Origin of the sequence: Cyanobium sp. NIES-981, assembly GCF_900088535.1 — a bacterium.
GTDB lineage: Bacteria > Cyanobacteriota > Cyanobacteriia > PCC-6307 > Cyanobiaceae > NIES-981.
Map to the genome: position 1 here is coordinate 640,896 of NZ_LT578417.1, position 20,091 is coordinate 660,986.

A 20,091-nucleotide genomic window follows, 5' to 3' on the forward strand; every position below is an offset into this window, starting at 1 on the left:
ATCGTGTTGAAAACGCTACAGAACGCCCACGGGCCTCCGGGCGGTGGCTTCTACGCCGATAGGGGCTGAAACAAAGGCTGCCGGGACCTTCTGGCCGGCAGCAAAAAGCCCCCGCCGCAGCGGGGGCCAGGGAACCGATCAGGCAGGGGAGACCATCCCGTGCGGCCGATCCCGGAGCGTGAGCCGACTCAACCGATGGCGGGAGCCGCGAGGGCCACGGGGGTGGTCTCCACGGCCGCCAGGTCAAGCGGGAAGTTGTGGGCGTTGCGCTCGTGCATCACTTCCATGCCCAGGTTGGCGCGGTTGATCACGTCGGCCCAGGTGGGAACCACCTTGCCCTGGGCATCCAGGATCGACTGGTTGAAGTTGAAGCCGTTCAGGTTGAAGGCCATCGTGCTCACCCCCAGGGCGGTGAACCAGATCCCCACCACCGGCCAGGCCGCCAGGAAGAAGTGGAGGCTGCGGCTGTTGTTGAAGCTGGCGTACTGGAAGATCAGGCGACCGAAGTAACCGTGGGCGGCCACGATGTTGTAGGTCTCCTCCTCCTGGCCGAACTTGTAGCCGTAGTTCTGGCTCTCGCTCTCAGTGGTCTCCCGCAGCAGCGAGGAGGTCACCAGCGAGCCGTGCATGGCGGAGAACAGGCTGCCGCCGAACACACCGGCCACACCCAGCATGTGGAAGGGGTGCATCAGGATGTTGTGCTCGGCCTGGAACACCAGCATGAAGTTGAAGGTGCCACTGATGCCGAGGGGCATGCCGTCGGAGAAGGAGCCCTGACCGAAGGGATAGATCAGGAACACGGCGAAGGCGGCCGAGAGCGGGGCGCTGTAGGCCACGCAGATCCAGGGACGCATGCCCAGGCGGTAGGACAGCTCCCACTGGCGACCCATGTAGCAGGAGATGCCGATCAGGAAGTGGAACACCACCAGTTGGTAAGGGCCGCCGTTGTACAGCCACTCATCGAGGCTGGCGGCCTCCCAGATGGGATAGAAGTGCAGGCCGATGGCGTTGCTGGAAGGCACAACGGCACCGGAGATGATGTTGTTGCCGTAGAGGAAGGAACCCGCCACGGGCTCCCGGATGCCGTCGATGTCGACGGGGGGAGCGGCGATCATCGCCACGATGAAGCAGATGGTGGCAGCCAGAAGACAGGGGATCATCAGCACCCCGAACCAACCCACATAAATGCGGTTGTTGGTGGAGGTGATCCACTGGCAGAAGCTTTCCCAGCTTTCTGCGCGGCTGCCGCGAACAGCAGTGGTCATGGGATCAGGATCCGGAACGGATCAGGAAGAGAACGGGCTCCCTGCAAGGGGAGCTCCAGAAAACGCTACGCAACGCGGCTGATCCGAGACCGTAATCACAGGAAACGTGGGATTACTTAGGGAAACTTCACTTCACGCGTAACGAATCCGTCATGGCGGGGTCAGCCGCCGGTGGCCGCCAGGCGCTGGGCCGACCACCACTGGCGGCCCTGCTGCAGGAATCCATTCCAGTCGAGCTTCTCCGCCTCGGCGGCGCGGGCCACCAGCAGGGGGGCCTCCCGCTTGATCCGCTCCAGATCCGGCTCCCGCACCCCGGCGGAGAGGGCGAGCACATCGGCCATGGCCCGGCCCACCACGCGGGTGAGGTAGGCCGCGCTGAGCGCCTGCACGGCGCTGCCGACCAGCCAGGTGGCGCCGTGCAGGCGGATCAGGGAACACAGCATCTGCGTGCTCCACTCCACCACTCCGAGGGCCAGGGAGGCCTTGGCCAGCTCGGTGGCCGCCGCCCGCAGCTGGTCGCCCGACCAGGGGCACTGCCAGAGACGCGCCATCTCCTGGAGCATCAGACCGTTGGCCACGGCCAGCACCACCACATCGAGGCTCGGCAGGGGGGCTGCCACCACTCCGGCCGCCACCAGCCACTGGGTGCGCTGCTGCAGCAGCTGAAAGCGCTGGCGGCGCAGGGTCTCGAGATCTGCCTGCCAGCTGTCGTGAAGGCTGCGCAGGCCACGCAGCTGCCGCTGACGGCGCAGGGAAGCGGCATCCCGGCCGAGCTGACGCGCCAGCGGCGCCAGCACCGCCGCCAGCGGCGTGGTGGCGGGCTCCCACAGCAACAGGCTGTGGTCGCAGCGGAGGGCCAGCTGGGCGGTGAGCTCCTGGCGCAGAGCCTCCGGATCCTGATCTGCTCCGTGCTCCACCAGCAGCCAGGCAGGCAGGCCGTCGGGCAGAGCCTCGAGCCAGCGCAGGTCTGCCGCCGTCAGCGGGGTGCGCAGCCAGTAGAGGAGAACTTCGGCGGCCTGAAAGGGCTCGGGCCACACCCAGTCGGTGCTCCAGCTGGCCAGGGGATGGGCCCAGTTCAGGGTGATCGCCGCCGATCCACGCAGTCCCTCCGCCAGGAGGGGACGGCGTTCCTCCGCGAACGGGGCGGTTCCAGCCACACCGATGGTGAGGCCGGGACGCTCGATCAGCCGGCGCTGGGCCTCCAGGGCCCGCGTGCGCTCCAGAGCCCCCACGCCGGCGCCGGAACCGCCTGCCACCGTGCCGCTGGTCTCGGCTTCGAGGGTGAGGAACTGCCCCTGCAGGGCATCCAGCCGGCGCAGCCAGCCGGTCACATCCTCCCGCCCGGGGGAGGGCGGACCGGCTGGGCGCCGTCCGAACCACCAGAGCGCGGCCAGCCCCAGGGCGCCGGTTCCGGCCGAGGCGAGGGGCAGCTGGGAGAGATGGCCCAGGCCATCCAGCACCACCCCGCCTCCCACCACAGCAAGGCCGAGGGGCCACCAGCGGGACACGCCGCCGCCCAGCAGGCGCAGCGCCGGGGGAGGAGACGGGGGGAAAGCCGAGGCGGTGGTGTCTGGCCCGGACGGCAGTGGCGGCGTCAACGCGGCGGGAAGAGCTGAGTCTCTTTAGCTCACCCGGCGGCTGCACGCCCCTCCGAAGCTCAATAGCGTGACAGCAGTCGCAGGCCAGTCCGGTGGCGAGCCAGGGGCCGCAGCAGAAGACACCGCCCGGGCCGCCGCAGCGGACAGCGGTGGTGCGCCGCACCCTCTCCCGGGCTCTGGCCCTCGGCCTGGTGCTCAGCGCGGCCAAGGCAGCCGTGGGGCTGATGAGCGGCTCGCTCAGCCTGCTTTCCGATGCTCTGCTGGGGCTTGGGGATGGGGCGGCCAGCCTGGTGGCCCTGCTGCATCAGGGGATGGGGGTGGCTGGTCCGGATCGCGACCACCCCTACGGACACCAGAAGGTCCTGGCGCTCGGCGCCCTCGCCTGCTGCGCCCTGCCGCTGTTCGCCGGGGTGGAGATCCTGCAGGCCGCCCTGGCCCGCTGGCAGGGCAGAGGGATGGAGGGTCAGCCGGCACTGCAGCTGGCTCCGGCTGGGCTGGTTCTGCTGGCCCTGCTGGTGGTGATGCAGCTGGGCCTGTGGCTGTGGATGCGGGAGAGGGCCAGGCAGCTGGGCGATCCGGTGCTGCGGGCGAGGAGCCAGGCCCAGGGTGTCTGGAACGGGGCCTCAGGGCTGGTGCTGGTGGGCCTGCTGATGGCCGAAGGCCGGGGCAGGGGCCTGCTCGATCTGCTGCTGCCCCTGCCCCTGCTGCTGCTGCTGTCACGCCAGTGCTGGCGGGTGATCCAGCAACTGCTTCCGGAGCTGGAGGACCGGATCGCCATTGCGCCGGAGGCGATCCATGCGGTTGTGCTGGCCGTGCCGGGGGTGCTGAATGTCCATGACATCCGCAGCCGTGGTGTGCTGGGGCAGCTGGTGTTCGTGGACATGCACCTGGTGGTCGAAGCCAGCGACCTGGCCACGGCCCATCGGATCAGTGAGTTGGTGGAGGAACACCTGGACGGCCGCTTCGGGCCCCTGCGCTGCAGCATCCATCTGGAACCCCGGGAGTACGCCAGCGACCGGATCACCTTTCATGGAGCCCATGGCTGAGGGTCAGGCCCGATTCACGCCCAAGCAGTGGCAACAGCTGCGCGCCTGGCAGTTGGTGCTCGAGCAGGCGGAAGGCTGGAACGGCGAGCTGCCCGTGGTCGTGCACGAGCGCTGCTGGCTGCGGCTGCGGGCCGTGCCCGTGGCCGAGCTCTGCCGGCAGGTGCCGCCCGACACCAGCACGGAGGCTCCGGAACTGGTGCGCTACCGCGAGCGGCTCAGGCGAGGGGAGGATCCCTGGCAGGCCCAGCTGCTGTGCTGGGAGGAATTCGGCCAGCAGGCCTGTCAGACCGCCCAGCTCACCTTCTGGCAGCGGCAGGACGGCGGGGGCTGGACCCTGGCGCAGTACCTGGATCTGATCAGCCGTTACCGCCGCCAGCTGGAGCAGCCCGGCCCACGGTCGCTGCCGATCCTGCTCACCGCCAGGGGCGCCAGCCGCGAGCCACACCGGCTGCTGTGGCTCGGGCCCTCGTGCCAGCCGATGCGGCACACTTGCGCCTGACTCCCAGATGGCCGCCATGGCTGACGAGACGAGCACTTCCTCGCCCCAGGGCGGCAGACCCGGCGGCAACCGGGAGCCCGGCGGTTTCCGGATCCGGCTGAGCGACAACGAGATGCGGGCGGCCCGGGCAGTCCAGGACGCCTTCCAGCTGCGCTCCACGGTGGCGGTGCTGGGCTTCTGCGTGCGCACGCTGGCCCAGCTGCTGGAGGACGGCAAACTCGATGAGCTGGTCAGTGAGGCCCGCAGTCAGGCGGGCAGCCGCGACCCCGGCCGCGGTGGCCGCCGCGGCGAGGGAAGAAGTGAGGCAAGAAGTGAGGGGAGGGGCGAAGCACGAAGTGAGGGACGGGGTTCTCGCACCGACCGGAGCGCGAGGATTGACCCCTTCGCCCGTCCGAGCCGGCCCAAACCCGCGCCGGAACCGGTGGAGCCTGCCGCGCTCGAGCCCACGCCCGAACAGCCAGCTGCGGTCGAGGCCTCTGCGGAACCCGAGGCCAGCACGACCACCGCTGACGAACCGGCCACCCGCCAGGAGGACTGACGTCGATGGCACGGCCGAGGGTTCTCTCAGGGGTCCAGCCCACGGGCGCCCTTCACCTGGGCAACTGGCTCGGGGCCATCCGCAACTGGGTCGACCTCCAGGACAGCCACGACACCTTCTTCTGCGTGGTGGATCTGCACGCCATCACCGTGCCCCATGATCCGGCCACCCTGGCGGAGTCCACCCTCACCACGGCAGCGCTCTATCTGGCCTGCGGCATCGACCCGGCGAAATCGACCGTGTTTGTGCAGAGCCATGTGAGTGCCCACAGCGCCCTGTGCTGGCTGTTGAACTGCGTCACACCGCTCAACTGGCTCGAGCGGATGATCCAGTTCAAGGAAAAGGCCGTGAAACAGGGCGACCAGGTGTCCGCGGGCCTGCTGGATTACCCCGTGCTGATGGCCGCCGACATCCTGCTCTACGACGCCGATCTGGTGCCCGTGGGGGAAGACCAGAAGCAGCACCTCGAGCTGGCCCGCGACATTGCCCAGCAGAGGATCAACGCCCGTTTCGGCAGCCCTGGAGCCGACGGGGAACCTCGGCCGGTGCTGAAGGTGCCCGAGCCGATGATCCTCAAGGAGGGCGCCCGGGTGATGAGCCTCACCGACGGCCGCAGCAAAATGAGCAAGAGCGATCCCAACGAGGGCTCGCGCATCACGCTGCTGGATCCCCCCGAGCTGATCCGCAGGAAGATCAAGCGGGCCAGGACCGACGCCACGCTGGGGCTGGAGTTCGGCAACCCCGAGAGGCCGGAGGCCGACAACCTGCTCGGCCTCTATGCGCTGTTGAGTGGCAAGGGCCGCCGCGTTGCCGCCGACGAGTGTGCGGAGATGGGCTGGGGACGGTTCAAGCCCCTGCTCACCGAGGTGATGGTGGAGGCCCTTGCGCCCGTGCAGGAGCGATACCACACCTGGCGCCGTGATCCCGGCGCCCTGGAGCAGGTGCTGGCGGAAGGGCGCCAGCGGGCTGAAGCCGTGGCGGAAGCCACCCTGGAGCGCGTGCACCGCTGCCTGGGCTTCCTGCCGCCGCGCCCGCAGACCTGAGCAGCTCCAGCCGGCAAGGGCCAGCCAATCACCGAACCGTCCAGGCAGCCCTGGCCGAACCGGCATCAGAACGAAACCGTAGGCCAATCGCGGCCTTCTTCCTAGGCATTTCTGCCGATCCACGCCAAAACATCGTCCTCCCTCTCTTAACACTTTCAACAGGATCGATCAGCCGAACTGATCATTGGCTCCGCGCCTGAGGCCTGGTGGCCCGGCTGTCCCCCAGCTGCCGCTGGCTCCGCCAGGCCTGTGCGGGAGACCCTCGGGGAGGCGTCCTCACCACGATCCTGCTGCCTGCGCATAAGATGTGTCACTTGTCAACTCCCCAGCCAGGGGTGTGGCTGCGGCCCGGCACGGATCAGCAGGGTGTGGCGACTCGCCTGATCCCTGACTGACGACCCCCTTCCTCCAGACCGCGACCCGCCGTCCCCTGGCCATCGCCTTCTGCCTGGCAGCCGCGCTCCCCACCACCCTGGCGGCTTCCGCCGAGCTGCCCGGTGGCCCCGCCCGCCTGGACCCCGCCAAGAGCCAGCTGCCGGCGGCCACGCGCGTGGCGGTTCGGACCTCGGCAGGGCCCTTCACCATCACGCCGGAGCGCCGGGCGCTGCTGGACACCATCCGCTACGCCGAAGGCACCTGGAAAGACGGGCGGCCCGAGGGGTACCGGGTGCTGTACGGCGGCCAGCTGTTCCACAGCCTGGAGCGCCACCCGGAGATCACGGTGCGCCGCCGCTACACCAGCGCCGCTGCCGGGGCCTACCAGTTTCTGCCGCACACCTGGCGCGAGGTGTCCCGCCGCCTGGGCCTGCGCAGCTTCGAACCCCACAACCAGGACCAGGCCGCCCTGTACCTCGTGCAGCGTCGCCGTGCCCTGGGCCTGTTCGATCGGCAGGGACTCGGCGCCGAGGTGATGGCCCGTCTCGCCCCCGAATGGGCCTCGCTGCCGGCCCGCCACGGCGGCAGTTACTACGGGCAGCCGGTGAAGAGCGTGCAGGAACTCAGCCGCTTCTACCAGGGGGCCCTGGCCCGGGCCCGGCAGGCCGAGAGCAGGGTCCAGGCCTAGGGCCCGCCAAGGCCCGCTAGGGCTCGCGGTAGATCACCCTTCCGCGTTCATCGTTCCCCACATCGAGCAGGTGGGCATGGAGCAGGCGTTCGATCACGACCCGCAGCTCCTCACTCTCCAGCGCATCGCGCTCCTCCAGGCTGAGCACCGCGTCGTTGATGGTGAAGCCCCGTTCCCCCCGCTGGCGGGCCAGCAGGAGCAGCTGGCGTTCGGTGGACACCCCGGAGCGGCCGCGGCGCAGCAGAGGCAGGGTGTTGGCCTGCTCCACCAGTTCAGGCATCAGCCAGAGGTCAACGAGCTGGCCGATGAAACAGAGCCCGAAGGTCAGGAGATAGAGCGTGCCGCTCCATGGCTTGCGGGCATAGAGCCGTTGCACGCCGCAGACTCCCAACAGGCCCAGCGCCCAGAGCAGGTAGGCCATGCCGAGGTGACGGCGCTGCTCCAGGGCCATCAGCCGCGCGGTTCGGGGGGCAGCAGGCCGCCGGGCATGGCGGGAGGTTCGGGCCACACCATCGGCGGCAGGTCAACCCCGCTGCTGCGCAGCCGGGCGGACAGGGACCACAGCTGCATGACCAGCTGATGCCAGGGCGCCAACGAATCCATCCCCAGGGCCATGGGCACGGGAGCCGCCTGCCGCAGGCTGAGGGCCGCGGCCAGCTGGCCGTTCGCTTCGGCAAGCCGCTGGCGCAGGGCACGGCGGTCCTGGGGGGACATCACCTGGTCCGGGCAGAGATCCAGCAGCAGCTCGCCGCGGCTGAACCACACCCGGAAATCGGCCAGCAGCGACCCGAGCAGATGGTCGAGCAGATCGGCGGCGGGCTCCTGTGGTGATGAGGAGGGGCTCATGGGGCCAGCCTAGAAGGGCTGCGTAGGATCAGACTTCGCCGATCCTCGATCCCCCGTGCCCGCTTCCGCGCCCGCATCCCATCACCACCAGGATGCGACGGCGGCCGGCCCGGTGGATGGGGCACCGCTGGCTCTGCCGAAAACGAGCGAGAGCGAGCCCCTGCTGCGCATCCGCCACTCCATGAGCCATGTGATGGCCATGGCGGTGCAGAAGCTGTTTCCGAAGGCCCAGGTCACCATCGGCCCCTGGACCGAGACCGGCTTCTACTACGACTTCGACAGCCCCGACCCCTTCACCGAGGCCGACCTCAAGGCCATCAAGAAGGAGATGATCCGCATCATCAACCGCAAGCTGCCGCTCGAGCGGTTCGAGGTGAGCCGGGCCGAGGCCGAGGCGAGAATCCAGGCCCAGAACGAGCCCTACAAGCTCGAGATCCTGGCGGGCATCACCGAGCCCATCACGCTCTACACCCTGGGCGAGGAGTGGTGGGACCTGTGCGCCGGTCCCCACGTGGCCAACACCGGCGAACTGAACCCGAAGGCGTTCGAGCTGGAGAGCGTGGCGGGCGCCTACTGGCGCGGTGATGAAACCAGGGCCCAGCTGCAGCGCATCTACGGCACCGCCTGGGAAACGCCCGAGCAGCTGGCGGAATACCAGCGCCGCAAGGAGGAGGCCCTGCGGCGGGACCACCGCCGCCTCGGCACCGATCTGGACCTGTTCTCGATCGAGGACGAGGCCGGGGCTGGCCTGGTGTTCTGGCACCCCCGGGGCGCCCGCATGCGCCTGGAGATCGAGAACTTCTGGAGGGAGGCGCACTTCGCGGCCGGCTACGAGTTGCTCTACACCCCCCACGTGGCCGACATCGGCCTCTGGAAGACCTCGGGCCACCTCGACTTCTACAGCGAGAGCATGTTCGGGCCGATGCAGGTGGATGAGCGGGAATACCAGCTCAAGCCGATGAACTGCCCGTTTCACGTGCTCACCTACGCCAGCACGCTGCGCAGCTACCGCGAGCTGCCGATCCGCTGGGCCGAGCTGGGCACCGTGTACCGCTACGAGCGGCCTGGCGTGATGCACGGCCTGATGCGGGTGCGGGGCTTCACCCAGGACGACGCCCACGTGTTCTGCCTGCCGGAGCAGATCGGCGATGAGATCCTGCGGATCCTGGATCTCACCGAGCAGATCCTCTCCACCTTCGATTTCCGCAGCTACGAGATCCACCTCTCCACCCGCCCGGAGAAGTCGATCGGCGAGGACGCCGTGTGGGAGCTGGCCACCCAGGGCCTGATCGAGGCGCTCACCCGCAAGGGCTGGGCCTACAGGGTCGATGAGGGGGGCGGCGCGTTCTATGGCCCCAAGATCGACCTCAAGATCGAGGATGCCATCGGCCGGATGTGGCAGTGCTCCACCATCCAGCTCGATTTCAACCTGCCGGAGCGCTTCGCCCTGGAGTACGTGGCCGCCGACGGCACCCGGCAGCGGCCGATCATGATCCACCGCGCCATCTTCGGCTCGCTGGAGCGGTTCTTCGGCATCATGACCGAGAACTACGCCGGCGATTTCCCGTTCTGGCTGGCACCGGAACAGATCCGGCTGCTGCCCGTCACCGACGAGGTGCGGCCCTACGCCGAGGAGTTGCTGGGCCGGCTGCGCTCCGCCGGGGTGCGGGCCAGCATCGACCATTCCGGTGATCGCCTCGGCAAGCTGATCCGCAACGGCGAGCGGATGAAGATCCCCGTTCTGGGGGTGATCGGTGCCAAGGAGGCTGAGGCGGGAGCCGTGAGCCTGCGCAGCCGGCGCGATGGCGATCTGGGCTGCGTGGCGGCATCCATCCTGCTGGCCTCCGCCTGCCGGGCCAACCGGGAACGCGCCGCAAGGCTGATGCTGGAGACCACCGGCACCGCGGCGAGCTGACCGTGGATCCAGGCGGGCAGCCCACCACCCTGCTGGCGGGGGACATCGGCGGAACCAAGACCCTGCTGGCCCTTTACACCATGGGGGGCCAGCAGCTGGAGCTGGTGCACAGCCACCGCTACGTTTCGGCCGAGTGGCCCGACCTGGCGCCCATGGTGCGGGCCTTCCTGGGCAGCGAGCAGGTGCCGGCCGCCGCCTGCTTCGCCGTGGCCGGGCCGGTGGAGGGCGACCGCGCCCGTCTCACCAACCTGCCGTGGCAACTCTCGGAATGCGGCCTCAGCCGCAACACCGGCATCGGCCGGGTGGATCTGGTGAACGACTTCGCCGTGCTGATCTACGGCCTGCCGCACCTGGAGCCCCAGCAACAGGCCTGCATTCACGAAGGCTCCGCCCTGGCGGGGGAACCCCTGCTGGTGCTGGGGGCCGGCACAGGCCTGGGCGTGGCCTTCGGCCTGCCGGGACCGGAGGGCCTCACCGCCGTGGCCAGCGAGGCGGCCCATGCGGAATTCGCCCCGCGCACCCAGAAGGAGTGGGAGCTCAAGCAGTGGTTGCAGCAGGATCTGGCCCTCGAGCGCCTCTCGATCGAACGGGTGGTGAGCGGCACCGGCCTGGGCCATGTGACCCGCTGGCTGCTCCAGCGGCGGGACCCGGAGGGCTGCCACCCCCTGCGCCAGGCCGGGGACGACCTGCCTGCCGCCTCCGCGACAGCCGCCGCAGGGGGCGACCCCCTCGCGGGCGAGGCCCTGGCCCTCTGGCTGGAGGCCTACGGCAGCGTGTGCGGCGACCTGGCCCTGGGGGCCCTGGCCAGGGGCGGCATCTGGCTGGCGGGAGGCACCGCCGGCAAACTGCTGGAACCCCTGAGAAGCCACCGTTTCCGCCAGGCCTTTCTGGCCAAGGGGCGGCTGTCCCGCCTGCTGGAAGCGATCCCGATCACAGCGGTGATCGATCCGGCGATCGGCCAGTTCAGCGCCGCCTGCCGCGCCCGGATGCTGGTGGGCTGAGACACTGGGCCCAGTTGTGGACAGTCCCATGGTGCGCCCCCGCATCGGCCAAGGGGTCGTGGTGCACGTGCCCGCCACCACCGCCAACCTGGGGCCGGGGTTCGACTGCCTGGGGGCGGCGCTCGATCTCGACAACGTGTTCGAGATGCGCTGCATCGAGGGGGGCATCTCCCGCTTCGACCTCATCATCGAGGGACCTGAAGGTTCCCACCTGCGCGGCGGGCCGGACAACCTCGTGTACCGCTCCGCCCAGAGGGTGTGGAAAGAGGCCCAGGAGGAACCGGTGGGGCTCGAGGCGCGGGTGCGGCTGGCCGTGCCCCCCGCCCGGGGCCTCGGTAGCAGCGCCACGGCGATCGTGGCCGGCCTGATGGGGGCGAATGCCCTGGTGGGTGAGCCCCTCAGCAAGGAAAAACTGCTGGAGCTCGCCATCGACATCGAGGGCCACCCCGACAACGTCGTGCCCTCCCTGGTGGGAGGTCTGTGCATGACCGCCAAGGCGGCCTCCCACCGCTGGCGGGTGGTGCGCTGCGAGTGGTCGCCCGAGGTGGTGGCCGTGGTGGCCATCCCGGCGATCCGGCTCACCACCAGCGAAGCCCGTCGCGCCATGCCCAAGGCCATCCCGGTGGGAGACGCGGTGACCAACCTGGGGGCCCTCACGCTGTTGCTGCAGGGCCTGCGCACGGGCAACGGCGACCTGATCACCGACGGCATGCACGACCGGCTGCACGAGCCCTACCGCTGGGGCCTCATCGCCGGCGGCCGCCAGGTGCGGGAGGCCGCCCTCGAGGCCGGGGCGTGGGGGTGTGTGATCAGTGGCGCCGGTCCGAGTCTGCTGGCCCTCTGTCCGGGCGAGGCGGCCGAGGGAGTGCGGCGGGCCATGGTGCGGGCCTGGTACCACGCCGGGGTGGAATCCCGGGCGGAGGTGCTCCAGGTGCAGCAGGAGGGCAGCCACTGGCAGCCCCTCCCCGACCGGGTGACGGCCCCGGGCGGCGCAAGCTGAGCAGCCTGGACTGAGTACATCTACCCAGTGACCATCGCGAGACTGATAAGTTGCACCACAACGTCATGGGGATCGGGATGGACGCGAATCTGGCTCTGCTGGCCGCGTCCATCCCGCCCCCTGCCGGGACCATGGCCACGCCCGAGCCGTTGAACGGAGCCCTGGCCGCCGCCGCCGCCTTCCCCTGGCTCAGCCTGATCGTGCTGCTGCCGGCGGCCATGGCCCTGCTGATGCCCCTGCTGCCGGGCGATGGCAGCGATCCCCGCTGGCCCCGCACCCTGGCCCTGGGAACCCTGCTGGTGGATCTGGTGCTGATGCTGGTGTGCTTCAGCCAGCGGTTCGACGGCAGCAGCAGTGGCCTGCAGCTGGTGGAGCGGGTCAGCTGGGTGCCCGCCCTCGGTCTGGAATGGTCGCTGGGGGCTGACGGGCTGTCGGCACCGCTGGTGGTGCTCTCGGGCCTGGTGACCCTGCTGTCGGTGGCCGCCAGCTGGAACATCAACCGCAAGACCCGCCTCTACTTCGCCCTGATGCTGGTGCAGGCCTCCGCCCAGGGCCTGGTGTTCCTCTCCCAGGACTTCCTGCTCTTCTTCCTGGCCTGGGAGCTGGAGCTGGTTCCGGTGTACCTGCTGATCGCCATCTGGGGCGGTCAGCAGCGCCAGTACGCCGCCACCAAGTTCATCCTCTACACCGCCACCGCGTCGCTGCTGATCCTGGTGAGCGGCCTGGCCCTGGCCTTCTCGGGCGACAGCTTCAGCTTCAACCTCTCGGAGCTGGCAGCCCGCAGCCCGGGAGGCGTGTTCGGCCTGCTCTGCTACGCCGGTTTCCTGATCGGCTTCGGCGTGAAGCTGCCGATGTTCCCGCTGCACACCTGGCTGCCCGATGCCCATGGGGAGGCGAACGCGCCGGTGTCGATGCTGCTTGCCGGGGTGCTGCTCAAGATGGGCGGCTACGCCCTGATGCGCTTCAACGTGCAGATGCTGCCCGAAGCCCATCTCACCCTGGCCCCGGCCCTGATCGTGCTGGGCATCGTCAACATCGTGTACGGCGCCCTCAATGCCTTCGCCCAGGACAACGTGAAGCGGCGCATCGCCTGCAGCTCGGTGAGCCACATGGGCTTCGTGCTGCTGGGCATCGGCGCCGTCGACGCGCTCGGCATGAGCGGGGCGATGCTGCAGATGATCAGCCACGGCCTGATCGCCGCCGCCATGTTTTTTGTCACGGGCGTCTTCTACGAGCGCACCAAGACCCTCTCGATCCCCAACATGGGCGGCCTGGCCAAGGTGCTGCCCATCACCTTCGCCTTCTTCCTGGCCAGCTCGCTCGCCTCCCTGGCCCTGCCGGGCATGAGCGGCTTCGTGAGCGAGATCACCGTGTTTCTGGGCATCACCGCCAACGACGGCTTCACCATCGGCTTCCGCGTGATCACCATCGTGCTCGCCGCCATCGGCCTGGTGCTCACCCCGGTGTATCTGCTCAGCCTGTGCCGCAGGGTGTTCTTCGGTCCCAGGATTCCGGCGCTGGCGGTGGTGGGCGACATGAAGCCCCGCGAGCTGCTGATCGGGCTCACCCTGCTGGTGCCCACCCTGGTGATCGGCTTCTGGCCGCGGGTGGCCATCGACTTCTACGAAGCCAGCACCAATGCCCTGGCCACTCAGCTGGCGAGCGTCACCAGCCTCACGCTGGGGCGGTTGCCCGCCCTGGGCTGAACCACGGCCCCGGCGTTCATCCGCTGGAATGGCTCCAACCGAATCCCGTGGATGGGCAACGCCACCGCTCTTCAGCCCCTGCTCGCCGGCCGGGGACTGCCGGCCTTCGAAGCGATCACGCCTGAGCAGATCAGCCGTGCCATCCCCCAGCTGCTGGAGGAGCTCCACACTGAGCTCACAGCGCTGGAGAGTCGGCTCGAGGAGCAGCTGGCCCAGCCCGCCTGTCAGCTGAGCTGGGACGCCGTGATGGACCCGCTGCAATGGCTGGGGGAACGAATGCGCTGGAGCTGGGGGGTGGTGAGCCACCTCCACGGGGTGTGCAACAGCCCCGAGCTGCGCGAGGCCTACCAGCAGCAGCAGCCGGCGGTGGTGGCCTTCGGCAGCCGCGCCGGTCAGAGCCGCCCGATCTACCGCGCCCTGGAGCGGCTGTCCAGCCAGCACGCGGCCAGCCAGCCGGGCGAGCCCCAACACCTCGATGCCACCCAGCTGCGAATCCTCGAGGCCGAGCGCCTGGACATGCAACTGCGGGGTGTGGGGCTGGAGGGGGCCGAGCAGGAGGCCTTCAATGCCGCCACGGCCGAGCTGGCCAGCCTCGCCAATACGTTCGGCAACCACGTGCTCGATGCCACCAACGGCTGGAGCCTCACCCTCACCAGCGAGGAGGAACTGGCGGGCCTGCCGGCGAGCCTGCGGGAGCTGCTGGCCCAGGCCGCCCGCGAAGCGGGTGAGGAGGGCTGGCGCCTGGGGCTGGACATGCCCCGGGTGATGCCGTTCCTCAAGTACAGCCAGCGGCGCGACCTGCGCGAGCAGGTGTACCGGGCCCATGTGAGCCGGGCCGCCAGCGGCGATCTCGACAACGGCCCGCTGATCGAACGGATCCTCACCCTCAAAAGGGAGCAGGCGCGCCGCCTGGGCTACGCCGACTGGGCCGAGGTGAGCCTGGCCACCAAGATGGCCGGCTCCGTGGCGGAGGTGGAGCAGCTCCTGGAGGAGCTGCGGGCCGCGGCATTCCCGGTGGCCGAGGCGGAGATCGAGGCCCTCAAGGCCTGCGCCCGGCGCCATGGCGCCCCCGAAGCCGACGATCTCAGGCCCTGGGACGTGAGCTACTGGGCCGAGGTGCTCCGCCAGGAATCGTTCGAGCTCGATGCCGAGGCCCTGCGCCCCTGGTTTCCGCTGGAGCAGGTGCTGCAGGGCCTGTTCGGCCTCTGCCAGCGGCTCTTCGACATCCGCATCGTGAGCACCGAGGGGGAGGCCCCCCTGTGGCACCCCGATGTGCGCTACTTCCGGGTGCTGGATGCCGGCAGCGGATCGCCGCTGGCCGGGTTCTACCTCGATCCCTACAGCCGGCCCGGCAGCAAGCGCGGTGGCGCCTGGATGGATGAGTGCCTGGGCCGCTCCCGCACCCCATCCGGAGAGCCCGTGCTGCCGGTGGCCTACCTGGTCTGCAACCAGAGCCCGCCGGTGGGCGACACCCCGAGCCTGATGACCTTCGAGGAGGTGGAGACCCTCTTCCACGAATTCGGCCATGGCCTGCAGCACATGCTCACCACCGTGGAGCGTCCCCAGGCGGCCGGGATCAACAACGTGGAGTGGGATGCGGTGGAGCTTCCCAGCCAGTTCATGGAGAACTGGTGCTACGACCGCGCCACGCTGATGGGCATGGCGCGCCACTGGCAGAGCGGCGAGCCCCTGCCGGAGAGCGAATACGGCAAACTGCTGGCGGCCCGCACCTTCATGGGGGGCACCGCCACCCTGCGGCAGGTGCACTTCGCCCTCACCGACCTGCGGCTCCACAGCCGCTGGACACCGGAATGCGGCCAGAGCCCGGAGCAGCTGCGCCGCGAAATTGCCCGCACCACCACGGTGCTGGAGCCGATTCCGGAGGATGCCTTCCTCTGCGCCTTCAGCCACATCTTCGCCGGTGGCTACGCGGCCGGCTATTACTCCTACAAGTGGGCGGAAGTGCTCAGCGCCGATGCCTTCGGCGCCTTCGAGGAGGTGGGGCTGGAGCAGGAGGAGGCCATCGTGGCCACCGGGCGCCGCTTCCGCGACACCGTGCTGAGCCTGGGGGGCAGCCGCTCCCCGGCGGAGGTGTTCGAGGCGTTCCGGGGCCGCCAGCCCAGCAGCGAGGCCCTGATCCGCCATTCGGGTCTGAGCTCGGTGGCGGCCGCCGCCGGCTGAGCTGCGCCGATGCCGCCGCAGGCCCTTGGGCAGGATGGGGCGATGGAGTCCTCCATGACCGACCTGCGCGGCATCGCCGAACACTTCGCCCTGCCGGCGGCGGTGACCAGCGTGGAACCCCTGGGCAACGGCAATGTGAACGACACGTTCCGGGTGGAGACGGCTGGCGGCCAGCGTTTCGTGCTGCAGCGGCTCAACACCCACGTGTTCCCCCGCCCGGAGCTGGTGATGGCCAACATCGTGGCGCTGAACCGCCACGTGGCCGGCCGAGGGGCACCGTCCGGGCCGCAGAGGGAGCGCTGGGAACTGCCCGAAGCGATCCCGCTGCGGGCTGAGGCAGCGGAGTCCCACGGCGAGCCCGGCGGGCAGGCGTTTCAGCTGGAAGTCCCGAGCGGAGTGTGGCGCCTGATCAGCCACGTGGATCAGGCCACCACCCACGACACGGTGCTCAGCCTCGACCACGCGGCCGAACTGGGGCGGGGCCTGGGCACCTTCCACCGGCTGATCCACGACCTGCCCTGCGCCCAGCTGGCCGACACCCTGGAGGGGTTCCACATCACACCGGCCTACCTGGCCAGCTACGAGCGGGTGCGGGCCAACCTGCAGAGCAGCTCCCCGGAGCGGCGGTTCGACGCCGACGAGCGCCACTGCATCGCCTTCGTGGAGCAGCGCCGGGACCTGGCAGGGGTGCTGGAGCAGGCCAAGGCTGCCGGGGTGCTGCAGCTGCGGCCGATTCACGGCGATCCGAAGGTGAACAACGTGATGCTGGATGCCACCAGCGGCCGCGCCGTGGCCCTGGTGGATCTGGACACGGTGAAGCCGGGCCTGGTGCACTACGACATCGGCGACTGCCTGCGCTCCGGCTGCAATCCGGCAGGGGAGGAATGCCGCGACCTGGACGCTGTGGTGTTCGATCTCGACCGCTGCCGCGCCATCCTGGACGGCTATCTGGACCAGGCCCGGGGATTCCTCACCCCCCCGGATTTCGACCATCTCTATGTGGCGGGGCGACTGATCAGCTTTGAGTTGGGCCTTCGGTTCTTCACCGATCACCTGGCCGGCAACCGCTATTTCAAGGTGAGCCATCCGCGCCACAACCTGGAGCGGGCCCTGGTGCAGTTCCGTCTCACCGAGAGCATCGAGGCCCAGGAGCCTGCCATCCGGGCCGTGATCGAGGAGCTGCGCTGATGGAACGGCAGGTGTTCGCGCTCGTTCCCTTCGAGGCGGCTGCGCCGGCCGTCACCATCGGTGGCCGGCTCCGGGTGGGCGCCGCCGAGCCGGGCGGCACCGGGCTGGTGCTGGAGCTGACATTCGACGTGCGCAGCCAACCTGAGCACCATGGCCTCGCCGGCCTGGCCCTGCCCCGGCCACCGGCCGGCGTCGCGGGCGGGCCCGGCGAGGGCGCACGGCGCGACGGCCTGTGGGAGCACACCTGCCTGGAATGCTTCCTGGCTCCCGCCGGCCAGCCCCACTACCTGGAGTTCAACCTCGCTCCGGATGGGGCGTGGAACGTCTACGCCCTGGATGCCTACAGGCAGGGACTGCGTCCGGCGGCGGAGTACCGCAGCCTGCCCTTCCACTGCCGGATCGGCCCTGAAGCCCTCCAGCTGGAGCTGCGCTGCCCGCTGCCTTCCAGCTGGCACGGGGTGAGGGCGATCGACTGGCAGGTGAGCGCCGTGCTGGAGAACCTGGATGGCGGCCTGAGCCACTGGGCCCTGCGCCATCCCGCCGCCGCCGCCGACTTTCACGACCGGCGGCAGTGGAGCCGGGGAGAGCTGTTGTGATCCCCCGACTGCGTTGAGCGCCGCAAGCGGGCCACCGGCTCCGCAGGGGCGCTTCGGGATCGTGGTGGTGCACCGCTCCGCCAGTCCCTACCTGGCGGTGTGCCTGCAGCAGGCGCGCCGCACCAATCCGGGGGTGCCGATCGTGCTGGCGGGTGATGCCAGCAATGCCGGCATTGCGGTGGACCGCTTCGTGGCGATCGACAGCCTGCCCCGCAGCCCTGGCTACGAGCGGTTCCTGCGCGACTACCGCCACCACAGCCCCTCCCAGAGTCTGCTGTGGGAGCGCTTCTGCATCGAACGCTGGTTCGTGCTGCTGGCCGTGATGGAACGGGAGGGGCTCGATCGCGTGCTGGCCCTCGATTCGGATGTGCTGCTGTTCTGCGACGCCGCCGAGGAAGCCATGCGCTGCAGCGCCTATGCCGTGGCCCTGAACCACTGGGACCAGCACCGGGCCCTGCCCCACTGCACCTTCATCCAGCAACGGGAGGCGCTCGAGGAGTTCTGCAGCCTGGTGAGTGCCACCTACGCCAGCGAAGCCAGCCTGGAGACCCTGAAGCGGCGCAACCAGAAGAAGCTGGGCCGCCACTGGATCTCCGACATGTCGCTCTGGCATGCCTGGACCCTGGCCACCGACCGGCCGGTGCTGATCCGCGAGCGCCTGGGCACCGATGGGGCGATCTACGACAGCTGCATCGAGCACATCCGCGGCTTCGAGGCGGTGAATCCCCTGCCGCTGCTGGTGCGCCCCTGGAAACGGCTGGTGTTCGAGAACGGCTGCGCCTACGCCTTCCGCCGGGACAACGGCCAGCGGCTGCGGCTGCTGTGCGTGCACTACCACGGCCGTTTCAAGGCCCTGATGGCCCGCCATGCCCGCGGCCAGGCCGATGGGCTGGGGGCAGCCCTGGTGCTGCTGCGCCTGAAGCTGGCGGCGCTGCCGCTGAAGGTGATCCGGGCCTGGCAGGGCTATGCCCGGCGCCAGACCGGACGACGCTGAGACCACGGAACGAGGGCGGCGGCGAGCTTCCGGGCTCCCCCAGGGGCGGCAACCCCTGTCAGGAAGCCTCCTGCACCGCTGCAGGATCCCTGCTGGGCATCAGAACCTGCCCCAGGGCGGAGCGGTGGAGCACAGGGACAGCCGGAGAGGTGGCATGGCGCGCGGCGAAATGGACACGGGTGCGCCCATCCAGTCGCTGCGCGAGCGAGATGGCCTCCCCGGTGCTGGTCGGGGAGATCACCACCCGCAGCACACTCCCCGGGCAGGCCTCCAGCACCCGTTGCAGCTCGGCCGGTTGGTGGAACGCATAACGGCTCCACCAGCTGTCCGCCCGCAGGATGGAGAGGCACGAGACGGACCCCGCCAGCACGCAGAGCAGCAGCACCATCCCACCCACGGCGCGGCTGCTTCTGGAGGCGATCAGCCCCCAGATGGCTGCGGCCACCAGAAGCTGAACGCCAAGGAGACCCGGGAGGAGGTAGCGCGTGGTGAGGGCATGGCGTCCACCGCTCAGCAGATCGGCGCTCTCGAGGGCCAGCAGATTCACGGCCGGCAGCAGCACCAGCAGCAGCCAGTCGCCACCGCCGCGGCGCGCCAGATGGTGGGCACCGGCCAGCGCCAGACCCAGCAGAACCGGCAGCACCAGCCAGGGCCACCACGGCGGTGGTGGGGCGCCCAGGTCCAGAAAGGGAGCACTCCAGTGCAGGCTGCGGATCAGGGGCCCGGAGGCGGGTGGGGCCGCGGTCCGCAGCCAGGCCGTGTGGCTGAGCAGGGCATGCAGCCGCAGGCCCATCACCGACAGCCAGGGAAGAAAGCCCAGCAGCGCCAGGGCAGTGGCGCCTGCCCAGCGGCGGCGCTGGGCGCGGTGCCGCCCCGCGAGCAGGGCGTGGAGGCCGTGGCTCAGGGGAACCACCAGAAAGATCAGGCTGGTGTAGAGGCCGGCCAGCAGGCTGAGCACGTAGCCCCAGAACAGCCTGGGGCCGGGCAGCCGCCGCAGGCGCAGGTAGGCCGCGCAGGCAAGGGCGCTCAGCAGCAGCAGCAGGCTGTAGGGCCGTGCCTCCTGGGCGTAGAGCAGGTGCAGGGGCGAAACGGCGGTGGTCACGGCGACCACGGCGGCGAGCCCCCGCTGGCCGGAAGCCTCCCGGCCTAGCCAGGCCATGGCAGGCAGGGTCAGCAGGCTGAACAGGGCGGAGAGCTGCCGCACCCGGGCCATCGCGTCACCGGAGGCCTCACGCACCAGCCGGGCCAGCAGGAAGTAGAGGGGGGGATGTTCCGGGTGCCGGACCAGCTGCCGCAGCGTGGCCGCCCAGCCGTGGTCGGGGGAGAGGTGAAGAAAACGCTGCAGGTCGCCTGCCTTCAGCGTGGTGGACGGCACCGCAAGCCGGGCGATCTGCTCCTGGGGAAAGCCTGCCGTGCGCAGCGCGGTGTGCACTTCGTCATGGGAGAGCCAGTGCTGGGCCGGGTTGTGGAAGCGCAGCACGGCCGCCACGACCAGCAGTGCCAGGAGGGCCCAGCTCCAGGGGGATCGGCCAGGGCTCAAGGCGACGCCTGCTCAAAGGAAGCTGGGAACCAGTCTGAGGACAACGCTGCAGCAGGACAGCACGGCACCCCA

The 20,091-nt window shown here is 69.8% G+C and carries 18 protein-coding genes; 13 read left to right on the top strand and 5 right to left on the bottom strand.

Translation table 11 applies throughout. The features are described from left to right. Positions 1-188 precede the first annotated feature (188 nt). Both psbA and CBM981_RS03350 read right to left on the bottom strand, forming a co-directional pair. Positions 189-1,265 carry a photosystem II q(b) protein gene (psbA, locus tag CBM981_RS03345; protein ID WP_087067255.1) on the bottom strand — a complete coding sequence of 359 codons (1,077 nt, stop codon included), beginning with the start codon at positions 1,263-1,265 and terminating at the stop codon, positions 189-191. Between the two features lie 161 nt (positions 1,266-1,426). Then, positions 1,427-2,863: a YcjF family protein gene (locus CBM981_RS03350; RefSeq protein WP_225867506.1), complete on the bottom strand. Its 1,437-nt coding sequence runs from the start codon at positions 2,861-2,863 to the stop codon at positions 1,427-1,429. A 92-nt stretch (positions 2,864-2,955) separates the two neighbouring features. Between CBM981_RS03350 and CBM981_RS03355 the strand changes: the two genes are divergently transcribed. The 5 genes from CBM981_RS03355 to CBM981_RS03375 all read left to right on the top strand — a co-directional run bounded on the left by CBM981_RS03355 (position 2,956) and on the right by CBM981_RS03375 (position 7,052). Continuing rightward, a complete protein-coding gene (locus CBM981_RS03355; RefSeq protein WP_225867507.1) occupies positions 2,956-3,909 on the top strand; it encodes a cation diffusion facilitator family transporter in 954 nt (317 codons plus the stop codon). Then, positions 3,902-4,408, top strand: a complete 507-nt coding sequence (locus CBM981_RS03360) for a hypothetical protein (RefSeq protein ID WP_157665315.1) — start codon at positions 3,902-3,904, stop codon at positions 4,406-4,408. Before CBM981_RS03355 ends, CBM981_RS03360 begins: the two co-directional genes overlap by 8 nt. A gap of 16 nt (positions 4,409-4,424) precedes the next feature. Then, positions 4,425-4,946 (top strand): hypothetical protein, encoded by a 522-nt coding sequence (locus tag CBM981_RS03365; RefSeq protein ID WP_225867508.1) that lies wholly within the window; start codon positions 4,425-4,427, stop codon positions 4,944-4,946. A 5-nt stretch (positions 4,947-4,951) separates the two neighbouring features. Continuing rightward, a complete protein-coding gene (trpS, locus tag CBM981_RS03370) occupies positions 4,952-5,989 on the top strand; it encodes a tryptophan--tRNA ligase (RefSeq protein ID WP_087067258.1) in 1,038 nt (345 codons plus the stop codon). A 448-nt stretch (positions 5,990-6,437) separates the two neighbouring features. After that, on the top strand, positions 6,438-7,052 hold the full coding sequence (locus tag CBM981_RS03375; protein WP_369801682.1) for a muramidase: 615 nt from the start codon (positions 6,438-6,440) through the stop codon (positions 7,050-7,052). 16 nt (positions 7,053-7,068) lie between these two features. On the opposite strand, the gene CBM981_RS03380 is transcribed toward CBM981_RS03375, so the two are convergent. Together CBM981_RS03380 and CBM981_RS03385 are read right to left on the bottom strand one after the other, a co-directional pair. Continuing rightward, positions 7,069-7,503 carry a TM2 domain-containing protein gene (locus tag CBM981_RS03380; protein ID WP_087067260.1) on the bottom strand — a complete coding sequence of 145 codons (435 nt, stop codon included), beginning with the start codon at positions 7,501-7,503 and terminating at the stop codon, positions 7,069-7,071. Next, positions 7,503-7,898 (bottom strand): DUF2605 family protein, encoded by a 396-nt coding sequence (locus CBM981_RS03385; RefSeq protein WP_087067261.1) that lies wholly within the window; start codon positions 7,896-7,898, stop codon positions 7,503-7,505. The genes CBM981_RS03380 and CBM981_RS03385 overlap by 1 nt, the downstream gene beginning before the upstream one ends. A gap of 181 nt (positions 7,899-8,079) precedes the next feature. Between CBM981_RS03385 and thrS the strand changes: the two genes are divergently transcribed. The 8 genes from thrS (at position 8,080) to CBM981_RS03425 (ending at position 18,479) form a co-directional block, all read left to right on the top strand. Next, positions 8,080-9,813, top strand: coding sequence for a threonine--tRNA ligase (gene thrS, locus CBM981_RS03390; protein WP_225867622.1), 1,734 nt, complete (start codon positions 8,080-8,082; stop codon positions 9,811-9,813). Positions 9,814-9,815: 2 nt separating this feature from the next. Then, a complete protein-coding gene (gene glk, locus CBM981_RS03395) occupies positions 9,816-10,814 on the top strand; it encodes a glucokinase (RefSeq protein ID WP_087067263.1) in 999 nt (332 codons plus the stop codon). 28 nt (positions 10,815-10,842) lie between these two features. Continuing rightward, positions 10,843-11,814, top strand: a complete 972-nt coding sequence (gene thrB, locus CBM981_RS03400; RefSeq protein ID WP_087067264.1) for a homoserine kinase — start codon at positions 10,843-10,845, stop codon at positions 11,812-11,814. A gap of 77 nt (positions 11,815-11,891) precedes the next feature. Then, entirely contained in the window at positions 11,892-13,520 is a 1,629-nt protein-coding gene (locus tag CBM981_RS03405) for an NAD(P)H-quinone oxidoreductase subunit 4 (RefSeq protein ID WP_087069164.1), read from the top strand. Positions 13,521-13,571: 51 nt separating this feature from the next. Next, positions 13,572-15,701: a M3 family metallopeptidase gene (locus CBM981_RS03410; RefSeq protein ID WP_087067265.1), complete on the top strand. Its 2,130-nt coding sequence runs from the start codon at positions 13,572-13,574 to the stop codon at positions 15,699-15,701. Between the two features lie 9 nt (positions 15,702-15,710). Then, positions 15,711-16,889 (top strand): phosphotransferase enzyme family protein, encoded by a 1,179-nt coding sequence (locus CBM981_RS03415; protein WP_225867509.1) that lies wholly within the window; start codon positions 15,711-15,713, stop codon positions 16,887-16,889. Beyond that, positions 16,889-17,485 carry a DOMON-like domain-containing protein gene (locus CBM981_RS03420; RefSeq protein WP_087067267.1) on the top strand — a complete coding sequence of 199 codons (597 nt, stop codon included), beginning with the start codon at positions 16,889-16,891 and terminating at the stop codon, positions 17,483-17,485. Before CBM981_RS03415 ends, CBM981_RS03420 begins: the two co-directional genes overlap by 1 nt. 13 nt (positions 17,486-17,498) lie before the next feature. Beyond that, positions 17,499-18,479: a hypothetical protein gene (locus CBM981_RS03425; RefSeq protein WP_087067268.1), complete on the top strand. Its 981-nt coding sequence runs from the start codon at positions 17,499-17,501 to the stop codon at positions 18,477-18,479. 58 nt (positions 18,480-18,537) lie between these two features. On the opposite strand, the gene CBM981_RS03430 is transcribed toward CBM981_RS03425, so the two are convergent. After that, positions 18,538-20,019 (bottom strand): glycosyltransferase family 39 protein, encoded by a 1,482-nt coding sequence (locus tag CBM981_RS03430; protein WP_087067269.1) that lies wholly within the window; start codon positions 20,017-20,019, stop codon positions 18,538-18,540. Positions 20,020-20,091 lie beyond the last annotated feature (72 nt).